6 protein-coding genes are annotated in these 12,294 nt (G+C 29.3%); all 6 read left to right on the top strand.

Annotated elements, in window-relative coordinates; translation table 11 throughout:
* Window positions 1-12: 12 nt before the first annotated feature.
* The 6 genes from GQR92_RS02110 to GQR92_RS02085 all read left to right on the top strand — a co-directional run bounded on the left by GQR92_RS02110 (window position 13) and on the right by GQR92_RS02085 (window position 12,222).
* The gene (locus GQR92_RS02110) at window positions 13-1,347 is read left to right on the top strand and encodes a PKD domain-containing protein (RefSeq protein WP_158837574.1); all 1,335 of its coding nucleotides are present in this window, start codon (window positions 13-15) and stop codon (window positions 1,345-1,347) included.
* A 56-nt stretch (window positions 1,348-1,403) separates the two neighbouring features.
* A complete protein-coding gene (locus GQR92_RS02105; RefSeq protein ID WP_158837573.1) occupies window positions 1,404-6,209 on the top strand; it encodes a fibronectin type III domain-containing protein in 4,806 nt (1,601 codons plus the stop codon).
* Between the two features lie 12 nt (window positions 6,210-6,221).
* A complete protein-coding gene (locus GQR92_RS02100; RefSeq protein WP_158837572.1) occupies window positions 6,222-7,262 on the top strand; it encodes a hypothetical protein in 1,041 nt (346 codons plus the stop codon).
* A 1-nt stretch (window position 7,263) separates the two neighbouring features.
* Window positions 7,264-8,307, top strand: a complete 1,044-nt coding sequence (locus tag GQR92_RS02095; RefSeq protein WP_158837571.1) for a hypothetical protein — start codon at window positions 7,264-7,266, stop codon at window positions 8,305-8,307.
* A 179-nt stretch (window positions 8,308-8,486) separates the two neighbouring features.
* On the top strand, window positions 8,487-10,922 hold the full coding sequence (locus GQR92_RS02090) for a hypothetical protein (RefSeq protein WP_158837570.1): 2,436 nt from the start codon (window positions 8,487-8,489) through the stop codon (window positions 10,920-10,922).
* Between the two features lie 103 nt (window positions 10,923-11,025).
* Complete coding sequence (locus tag GQR92_RS02085; protein WP_158837569.1) at window positions 11,026-12,222, top strand: IS256 family transposase; 1,197 nt, start codon at window positions 11,026-11,028, stop codon at window positions 12,220-12,222.
* Window positions 12,223-12,294: the final 72 nt, after the last annotated feature.

The raw sequence follows: 12,294 nt of genomic DNA, 5'->3' as shown, positions 1-12,294 counted from the left end.
AAAAGATGTTTTTTGTTAATAATAATACTTATATTAAATGTAGGTTGTTATGAAGAAACTGCGCTAGTAGTAAATGCGTCATTTGTAACAACTTTAATTAATGAAGATGCTTCTGCACCCGTTCAGGTTTATATTAGTAATAAAACTGAAAATGCAGATACTTTTAGTTGGACTTTTACTGGAGGAACACCAGAGAATTCTACAGACAAGAATCCGGGTACCATAACTTATTCTAAAGCAGGGACATATTTAATACGATTAAAAGCATCGAATGTTGATGGAGAAGAGGCCTTTTTTGAAAAAGAAATTAAAGTTTTAGAAGGGATCGATATTCAATTTTCTACTGAAATAATAGAAAATAATTATCCTGCAGCGCGTGTTAAAATAAAAAATTCTACAGCCGGAGACTATTTAACCTATAATTGGACTTTTATAGGTGGTATACCAGAAAGTTCTAACGAGAAAAATCCAGTAGATATTGTATATGAAACACCAGGAGATCATCTAATTAAAGTAACTGTATCTAATGGTTTAGAAACTTTCTCTAAAGAATCAATAATTACCGTAGCCCCAGATATTCTTGTAGATTTTGATTGGGAGGTAGATTTTAAAGATGATGATTATCAAGCACCTGTAACCATAACAATGCTTAATAACTCTGTAAGTGTTACAAGTTATCAATGGGAAGTTTCTAACGGTGTGCCAATAAATTCGGTAGATCAAACACCAACTGTAACATTTAATACTCCGGGTACTTATACTATAAAATTAATTGGAGATAACGGAAAAAAAACAGCAACCAAAACAAAAGAAATTATAGTTTATGCCAACACAAATGTTAGACTTTTTACAGACGTTAAATTAGGTATAAATACAGCACATAGTTCAAATACTATTGGCGCATTCTTTTCTACAATAACAAGAAGTGTGTATACGCAAGATGAAGTTACTTTAGAAAATGGACATTTAATTGATATTCCTTTCTTTGGTTTTAATAAAAATTTTAATGTCAATAAATTTGTTTCACCCACACAAGCTCAAACAACAACATTTAATGCTATACCAAATGCAGTTTATACAAAGTTTATAAATGTTCAAGAATCTTGTGAATGCAATGTTTCTTTATCAACAGAACAATTTAATAGTATTACAGAAGACACTCTATTAGATAATTTGGTAATTACAGATACACCAAGTGGTTTAGAAGAGTTTGATAATTCTTTAGTGCCAAGGGTGGTGCTTTTTGAAACTTATACTGGCCGTAAAGGAGCTATTAAAATAAAAGAATATGTAGTAGATGGAACAAATTCATATATAATTTGTGACATTAAAGTACAAAAAGAATAAAGAAGTTAGAATATGTATAACCAAACTTATTTCAGCATCTAAAAAAATATCTGCAAATGATACAATTTTTTAAAAATATAAAAAAACAACTTCTAACAGACAGTCTCTCTATGGCAAGAAAATGGTCTGTTAAAAAAGGGTTTACTTTTTATTGTTTACTTTTTACTTTTTTTGCATCTGCACAGCAATATCCTGTGCAAGTTGTGCATACAATTCTACCTCCATATCCCACAAAATTAAATGATTATGTAACTTCTCAAGAAGTAAAATTTAGATTAAACTTATTATTAACAGATATAAGTATAAGCAATAGACAAGTTCGTTTAAAATTACATATTACAGGTAATGGACGTAATATACAGTCTACAAATACAGTAATAGGAGCTCCTTTAGTTTTTTTAAACGGAGGAACTTTAAATCAACTCTCTAACTTAGATTTATCTGCCTATTTTCAGTTACAAAATTTAGTAGGCATATCTCCTCAACAATATAATAATCCGTTACCAGATGGTACTTATAGCTTTTGTTGGGAAGTGTATGATTTTTTAACAAACCAACAAATAGCAAACCCAAATACAGGTTGTACTAGTACGTTTTTAATATTAAACGATCCGCCTATTTTAAATTTACCTAATAATGGAGATCAGTTGTCAGATATAGATCCCATGAATATTATCTTTCAATGGACTCCAAGACATATAAACGCAACGAATGTAAGTTACGAGTTTGAATTGAGAGAACTTTGGGACAACCAAATGGATCCGCAAGCAGCTTTCTTAGCATCACCAAATTACTATACAGAAACTACAAATGCTACCACGTTACTATACAACATAAGCAAGCCTACATTATTACCCGGTAAAAAATATGCATGGCGTGTACGTGCTAAATCTACTACTGGTTTAAGTGAAAATTCTGTATTTAGAAATAACGGTTATAGTGAAATACATTACTTTTCGTATACAAATGTTTGTTATCCTCCTAGTTTTGTATTAGCAGAACCCTTAAATTCTGGTAGTGTAAAAATTACCTGGCAAACAAGCACTGAGCATAAAAAATATCATTTACAATACAAACGATCAGATGTACCTGATGCAGAATGGTTCGAAATATTTTCATATAATAACCAAGCACAAATTTCTAATTTACAAGACGGTGTAACTTACGATTTTAGAGTAGGAGGTACTTGTAATGAATTGGTAGATTTTAACCAAGCTTATAGTTATAGTACAATTAACCAATTTACAACACCTACGTTAGATGAATCTATAACGTATAGTTGTGGTATTGTACCAGTAATAGAAGTTACAAATTCTACTCCTTTAGGTAATATTGGTGTAAACGAAACCTTTACTGCAGGTGATTTTCCGGTAACAATAAAAGTAATAGAAGGCGGTAATGGTAATTTTACAGGTAAAGGATTTATTGTAGTCCCTTATTTAGCAGATACCAAAATAGCCGTAGAGTTTAGCGGAATAAAAATTAATACAGATTATCAATTATACGATGGTATCATAAAAACAAGCTACGACCCAACTTGGGGTAATGTAGAAGATGTAGGTGATCTATTTAATGGCGCTAATGGGCAAGAAAATTTTAAGCAAATAGATTTTCCTATAAGTGATATACAAATAGATCCTAATGGAGATATTTTAGTGATTGGAACAAACGGACAAATTATAGAATTTCCAGGAGGTGAAGATTATACAATTACAGATAGCAATGGGCAAGTTTGGACTGTAGATGAAGAAGGAAATGTAAATAACCTAGGACCGCAAGCAGAAGGCGGAAGCTCTACTGCAGAAAATACAAACGGAGTAAATAGTTCTGGAGAGGCAACAAGTATTAGTGCACAAGGTGTAACGGTAACGTTTACAAAGTCTTCAGATAATGTGTTTGGTTTTGATGCTTACGAAAGCAACCAAAGCGAAACCCAAAATTTGTATAAAAATTTAGGAAGTGGCTACTATGTTCCTTACAAATCTGTTGCTAAAGATGCAGATGATTATATTATAGCTAATTTAAATATTAGTGATAGTAATATTGCACCAAAAGACATTATTTTTAAAACTAAAAACGGTGTTAGCATCCCTAAAGTAGATAGTACTTTTACGAATAGTACAACTACGTATAAATTAAAATTAAGAGGTGTTTTTACCGATGCAAGTATAGAAACCCAAGCAGTCATAAAACAAGGCGAAAAATATGAAATTGCAGGTGCCTTTATACAATACCAAGCAAAACAAAAAGAAGTAGATGTTGTTCTTGTAAATACATCAAATACTACAAACATAAATACTTTAAAAGATGAAGTAAGAGCAGTTTACCAGCAAGCCATGGTAAATTTAAATATTACCATAGTTAACGATTTTAATCTAGATAGTTACGCTTCTGGTACTACCATAGAAAGTGGCGAAAGCGGGTTTTTAGCCAATTATACAAGTCAACAACAAACTATTAATACTGCTTTAAAAACAAGACCAGATTACAACGCAACAGCCTATTATTTAATTATTACAGATAAAAACCCTAGTACTCCTGGTGAAAAAGGACTTATGCCAATTGGCAGACAGTTTGGTTATATTTATGCAGCAACTACAAAAACAATTGCGCATGAGTTAGGGCATGGTGCTTTCCAACTAAAACACCCATTTTCTACACATAGTTATGGTTGGAGTGAAAACGCTACCAATTGGTTAATGGATTATACCAATTTGGCAACCCATTTACCATATGTTCAGTGGCAAAGTATGCACAACCCAAATATACATATTGGTATTTTTGAGGGTGATGGGGAAGTTGAATTAGCTGGCAAAATTTGGTTAACAGCTAACTGGACACCATTCTCGTTTAATAGTTCTAATAAAATATATGATCCAGCAGGAAATTCTCAAATATCAAATGGTTCTGTTCCTGGGATTGTTGATATTAATAACAATAATAGAGTTTATGTTGCGGAAGAAGATGATTATTTAAAAGCAGGTTTTTCACCTTTATTAATAACTAAATTCCCTAATTTAGATGATAATGAAGATGTATATCTCTTTAGAGATGCAGGTGGATGTGGAGATGATACTTATTATAAAACAACTTGGGGTTATATAAAAAACAAACAAAATAATTTTTTGTTTACTGATAGTAATATAGAATTGAAAGGTAATATATCTTGTGCTGATTCTAGCACTAATACAGATGGAGGAGTTTGTAATCAATTTACCTATTTAAAGCCAGAAACAAACCCAGAGCATCAAACAATAATGAACAGTCATCAAACTTTAGTTAATGATGCCTTAGACCGAGCTTTATCTCCTAATGGCATTGAAAGTACCATGTATACTGAAATTAGGTCAAAAGGGAATTATAAACATATTCAATTTGCTAATTCAGAAACTTCACAGTATATAGATCCAACACAACTTGATATGCTTGAAGATAAACTACATTTATTATCATTTAATAAACCAGATACATTTGTAACTGTAACCTTTCTTAAAATTGAAAATAATTTATATTATTTAGATTATTTATTACAAGATATGGCTCAACAAGCAATAACTAATTCTAGTTTTGTAGGAAATAAAAAAGTTGTTAATATAATAATTCCTGTTTCTGATTATCAATCAATTTTTGGTGTTGGACTATTTAATCGAGATTCTTGTTATAACATAGGTTATGCAGAGAGTGAGCAGGGAATTGTTACTAGTACTTACAGTCAAAACTCAGGAAATAGTATTTTTGAAGGAGTGATAGAAGTTTTTAAAGCTATTGAGAAACCTCTTTATGTAAGACAATATTATATAAAAGCAAGTGGAGAACATGTACAAGTTCTTGTTAAAAGAATTAATGAAAATGGTAAAAATGCAATTAATGTTCTAAATATTTTTGAATCTAAATATGTTCAACAAATTAAAAATTTAAAATCTAATTTATCAACTATTATTTCTAGTTTTTCCATGAAAGAGTCTCCTACAGATGATGAAATATCTTCATTTATAGATGATTATAATGCTAAAAAAGAAGAAATTAAACAAAAGTATAAGTTTGCTTCAGAACATGAAGATATAACTAAACAAAGTGAGTGGACAACACCAACTTTAAATGATATAGGGACATTTAGAGAAGTATATATTTTAGATGAATATGCGGCTAATTCTTATTTTGCTAGTAAAACGTCATATTTTGGTTTTGGCCAGAATTTCACAATTTTAAGTGGGTTTAATAATCTAGATGCTAATTTACATTTTTATGATTTCGATAGCTTTAGTGTAATCGATCCAATTGTTTATGGTTTAGCTGACGTTTTGAGTCTGATACCTATACCATATGTTGATTCAGTTGGTGATTCTTTAGGGTTAGTTTATTCAACTGCACGAGGAGATACTACACAAGCTTCCTTTTTTGCATTAGGGTTGGCTTTACCAGTTGGAACAGCATATTTAAAAGCAGGTAGTAATGTTTTTGTTATAGCAGCAAAAAAAGTAGATAATGAAGTAGTTTTATTTAAAAAACTTAAGAATCAAGTAAACCATGCTGATGAAGTTGTTGTTACTTCTCCTTTAACAGAATATTCTGCAAAGGCTGATGATGTATATAATTCATTAAATACAACCGAAGTAAAAGAGCAAATTGGAAAGCATTTTGATGAAGCACTTGCTGCTAATAACAGGTTATTTAGTTTTCTTGATAATTCACCTGGTTGGTCATCTTCACAAATAGATGCTTTTAAATTAGAGTTTAATCAAAGTGGAGATACCTTTAAAGCAATATTTAATGCAGCTGAAAACGATGCTAGAAAACTTAATTTAGCGAACTCTTGGAAAAGATTGAGAGAAAATTTTCCTAATAGACCATTTTGTAACTAAAAAATTATGCAGATGAAATTAAATATTTTTAAAAAAGTATTATTAATATTATATCTATTAAGTTTTCAGTTTTTCGCTCAAAATACTTGTCCAATTTCAGGTCTGGCAGATGATTTAGCAGATGATGATGTAGGGCAAGTGTTAAAATTATTTATAGATGATAATAATGGGCTAGAATCATGGATATTTATGTTTGATGCTTTTGAACGAACAAGAGTGTTTACAAAAGATGTACCTACATTAAATAAGCTAAAAACTTTAATAGATGATTTGCCTTTTAGAAATAGATTAGATGGTAATTGGGTTGATGAGTTAAGTATAATTTTAGAGAAAAATAAAATACTTCATTGTGATGCAGCAGGTACGGCAAGTGGTTTAGGTAGATATTACTCAAAAATGGATGTTTTTCTAGAAGAAGTTGAATATTTTGTCAAAAATTTTGATGTAAGCCAAGCTGGTGCGAAAAAGTTTTATAGTTGGATGAAGAGAAGTAAATTAGATGGTACGCCTATTTCAAATGAAGGGTTAGGTATTCTTGCAGAAATGTATCAAACTTTAGAAGTTCTAAAAAGAAAAGGTTTAAATAGCTCTAATGTAGCTAGTTTAGGTGCTAATTTTACAAATGGAATTAATGGAGTTTTTAAACAATTTGACATTCTGACTTCTTCAGGAAAATATATAGAACTTAAAAACGTAAATTTTATAAGTAATAAATTAAAAAACAGTACACAAACTGTGAACCAACTTATAGATGGTTATTTTAGAAATATATCAAATTTTGATAACTTCGAATGGATAGTTAATTTTAAGAAATTGAAAGCACACGGTTGGGCAGATGAAGCTACTGCATTAACAAATATGAAAACTCAATTTAAAGAAATGTTTCAAGATGGTAATAATGCTCAAAATGCATTTGATGCAATATGGAGTAATGCTAGCTTAAGGAATGATTTATTTGATTCAAGTTTAACTAAAGTAGAAATGAAAAATGATTTTTTGGATATGATAGAAACTATGGATAACAATCTTTTTAAATTTATTAAAGTTGAATAATATGTATAGATTAATAAAAAAATGGAAAAATATTTCAGGTTTAAAAAGTCATAAAAATATAGTTTATTTTAATGAAAATGGTAATTTGATTGAAAAGGATAATATTATACTTAATGATGTTGAGAGTGATTGTTTCTGGTTCATTAATGAAGGACTATACTTTTTTAATAAAGAAGGTGTGAGATTTTATATGAAAAATGAAAAATTTGTTGAAGTTAAAACTCCTTTTTTTACGAATTCAATTTTTGAAAATAAAATTTTATGTAAAGTGAACTTTAGAAGAGAAAATCGAAAATGGAAATGGGAATTTGGTGTATATGATATGGATAGAAATTTTTTGAGTAAAGAATTTGAAATTCAAAATTTTAATTCAGAATTAGTTTTTAAAGGCAACGCTATTGGTTTCTTTAATAAAGACCGTTTTGCATCTATTAACTATGAAAATGGTGAGTTAAATTGGGACTTAGAGTTAGGTGATAATGTAAGTAAAATTATAGGAATCCATAAAAATGAAGTTTTTTTAATAACATCAAACAGCAAATTAATAGCTGTAAATATAGAAAAAGGCGTAATAACAAACAGCTGGTTTGATCTTTCAAATATAAGTTTGGATTCTCAAACCAAAGGTCTTACTCTTGACGGGGTTAACTTTGTTTTAGATAAAAATTCTGAAAAACTAATTGGTGCATTACACAATAATTATATAAAACTAGATTTAAAAACTAATGCTATTCATTTTGTAAATATTACTGAAGAATTACAAAAAAACAAAATTATTTTTATTAAGCAACTAAATAATAACCCATTTACGGATACCCATCTGTTTTTAACTGCCATGATGCAGCAAGAAGATAACGATAAAAAATGGTCTAAAGACTGCTTATTTGCTTTAAATAGAATTACACATAAAATCGATTGGTTGCATATTTTTGAAGAACAGAACTTAGGAACAAATATTCCTAAATTAACAGAAACCGAATTGTATCAATTAGATAACAATGGAAACTTATTTGTTTTTAAGAAAGAAGAGAATTACATTTCTTAATCCTGACAAGGATAAGGGAATTAAAAAAAGGTAGCATAATATAGTTTGTTAAGATAATAATAGAGTTAGGTTACGAAAATTAAAAAAGAAATGACAAGTAATTTTATTTTACTGCTTATTTTTTTAAGAGTAGAGTAAACTATTTATTGAAACATTTTCAATAACTAAAAAAAAGAGAATTGAGAAACCAATTTACAAGTAAGATATTTTATCTTATTTTAATACTTTTTATAACAACATTTACAGTTGCTCAAGACCTAGAAAATATAGGTAGTAGAACCATAGATAAGATTAGAAATAGCCCTTTAAAAATAAACGGCGCTATTTCTACTAATGGAGTATATTATAGTTCTAATTCACGTAGTGCAAGAGCTCCGTTTACTTATTTTTTACAAGGTAATATAAATATAAGTTGGCTAACCTTTAGCATGCCCTTAAGTTATAGTTTCTCTAACCAAGGTAGCAATTTTGGGTATCAAACACCCTTTAAATTTAACAGGTTAAGTATTCACCCAAAATACAAATGGGTACAAGCACATTTAGGAGATGTAAACATGAATTTTTCTCCTTACACATTAAATGGACATCAATTTACGGGTGGAGGAGTAGAGTTAACACCAAGAGGAAGTTTTAAAATTAGTGCCATGTATGGTAGGTTGTTAAAAGCTACAGAAGATGATGGCGAAGAAAGAACTTTACCTGCATATAAAAGAATGGGGTATGGTACTAAATTAGAATGGAATAAAGACAAATATAAATTAGGTGTTACAGGTTTTTATGCTAAAGATGCTATAAATTCTATTTCAAACATTCCAGAAGAAAGAAACATAAAACCAAGAGAAAATTTAGTGGTTAGTATAGAAGGAGAAACCACCATTGCTAAAGATTATAAGTTATATGCAGAATATGCATCTACCGCTATTACACAAGACTTACGTGCCGATAAAAGTACAGATAAAGGTTCTGGTTTAGCAAGCTATTTGTTTAACAATAGATCATCAACAGAATTTTATTCGGCACTAAAAGCGGGTTTAGAGGTAAATGTAGCAGAAATGAAATTAGGCGTTGGTTTTGAGCGTATAGAACCTGGCTACGAAACTCTAGGAGCCTATTATTTTAATAACGATTTTGAAAATATTACCTTAAATGCTTCAAGAACTTTATTTAACAATAAAGTAAATTTATCTTTTAATGTTGGGTATCAAAAAGATAATTTAAACAATCAAAAAACACAAGGAACAAACAGAAATATAGGTGCTTTAAATGCTACATATCAAATTACAGACGCTATTGTTCTTACAGGATCGTATTCTAATTTTTCAACCTTTACAAATAAAAGTTTAAATCAGTTCGATGATATTAATGATAGTGATTTAACCGATGAAGATTTAGAGGCTTTAAATTATAAGCAATTATCTCAAAACTCTAATATCAATTTAAATTGGCAACTTCCAAAAACAAAAAAGAATACTCAAAACATTAATTTAAATTATTCTTTAGCTTCTTCTGCAAACAAAGAAAATGATATTATTAGGGTAGGGCAAGCCAATAATTTTCATAATGGAAATGCAGTTTACACAATTGGTTTTCCAGAAAATAAACTAAATATTTCTACTTCATTTAATTATAATTATAGCGACATTGGTAGAGACGATAGTAAATCTTGGGGTACTGGAGTAAGTGCTAATAAAAGGTTTTTTGAAAATAAATTAAACTCTACATTTGGTGTTATTTATAATAAAAACACCAATAAAGAAATAAAAACAGGTGTTTTAAACTTTAGAGCAAATGCATCTACTACCATAGCAGAAAAACATAATTTAACTTTAACGGCTGTTCAGTTGTTTAGAAGTATCACCAATAATAGTAGTTTAAATGAATTAACTCTAACTTTTGGTTATGCATATGCATTTGATCTTGGTATGCCTAAACTAAAGAAAAGAAAAAGAGCGCCAAATGTTAAAATAGAGAAACCAAGTAAAGAGTTTCAGTTTTCATACAAAGAGTATACTTATACCGGTAATCATGCCAAAATTAGTGAAGAAATTGTAGCCTTAACAAATTCAACTAAATTTAAAGAGTTATCAAAAATTACTTCTATTGCAAATAATTTAAATTTATTAGAAATAGATATGCATACCAATGAAGGGCAAAAAAATAAATCTTATAAACGTGTAGCCCTAAATTATTTAAAGTACTTACATGATAATAAATCTTTTATAGATACCTATCATGAATTAGCATTTAAAAGTTTAAAGAAATTATATTTTGATGCTAGTAAACTAGATGCTACCGTGCAAAAATATTATTTAAGGTTATCAAATCTCATGAAATCTTATGAAAAAAAGGGTGATAAAATTCTAGAAAAGGATAAACAGTTCCTAGAAAGACGAGAGCAGAAATACAAAGGACATGTTTATATGTTACAGCAACTAAAAACCTTAAAATATCTTGACATAGTAAATGATGAAGGAATTTTATCTGAGTTTAAAGGAATATACCTATCTAAAGTATTTGAGATGTTAGAAAATGATAAAACAAAAAAAGAGGTTGAAAACTATTTATTAATAAAGTTTGCAGAGTTTTATCATAAAAAATCGTTGTTAAGTATATAGTAAAAGTTATAATTATAGAGGTCAGTAGTTAGTTACATATAAGGCACTGTCTCATAAAGTGTGTAAGTTTTTTATTTTTATTAACTTTAAATTTTATATACTTATGAGACCAGAAGATTTATTAAACGATGATTTTTTAAAACAATTTAACAACGGATCAGAGCTAACCAGCTTCATCGAACAACTTCACAAACGAGGAGTTGAAAAGATTTTAGAAGGCGAACTCGATGCTCATTTAGATTATGATAAACATCAAAAAAGTAAAGCAAATAACTTACGAAATGGCTACACTAAAAAGAAGCTAAAAACTACTTTAGGGGAGACAGAAATACAAGTGCCAAGAGATCGTAATAGTTCTTTTAATCCAATGATTATAAAGAAAAGACAAAGTACTGCGGATGGTGTCGAAAATGTTATTATCTCATTGTATGCCAAAGGGATGAGCAATATTGATATCGAAGAACAAATCCGAGAACTCTATAATTTTAATGTATCTACTTCCACAATTTCAAGAATAACTGACGCTATCACCACTGATGTTATCGCTTGGAAAAATAGACCATTAGAGACTACTTATTTAATTGTTTGGATGGATGGAATTGTTTTTAAAGTACGAGAAAACTCTAAAGTAATTAACAAAACCATTTACATTGCTGTTGGGCTTAGAACAGATGGCAAAAAAGAAGTTTTAGGTTTGTGGTTGGGTAAAAATGAATCTTCTGCTTTCTGGATGAGTGTTTTAACTGATATAAAAGCCAGAGGAACTCAAGATATACTGATTACTGCAACCGATAATTTAAACGGTTTTACAGACACTATAAAAACCATTTTCCCGAATTCAACTACTCAAATTTGTGTAGTTCATCAAATTAGAAACTCTTGTCGCTATGTTGTTTGGAAAGATAAAAAAGCCTTTACAAAAGATATGAAACAAATCTATACAGCTCCAACAAAAGAAGCTGCAAGAGCTGCCTTAAAAGACTTTAAAACCAAATGGGAATCTAAATATTCTTACGCCATTAGAAGTTGGGAGAATAACTGGGATGAACTTACCGTATTCTTTGATTTTCCAGTGGAAATTAGAACTATTATTTATACCACAAATTTAATAGAAAATCTAAACGGAAAAATTAGAAAATACACCAAAAATAAACTCTCTTTTCCAACTGATGATGCAGTGATGAAATCTGTATATTTAGCAGTAAGAGAAAGCACTAAAAAATGGAAAATGCCAATTAGAAATTGGGGAATTATTCTAAACCAATTTTTAGCTATATTTGAAAACAGGATTAAACTATAAATAAGTTAACCCTGATTTTTTGAACTTACACAGTTTTTAGGATAGTGTCGAATATTAAGTTCCCTTTCAATA

The sequence above is a fragment of the Polaribacter sp. L3A8 genome, from assembly GCF_009796785.1.
Lineage (GTDB): Bacteria > Bacteroidota > Bacteroidia > Flavobacteriales > Flavobacteriaceae > Polaribacter.
This window is presented reverse-complemented; position numbering and strand designations above follow the sequence as displayed.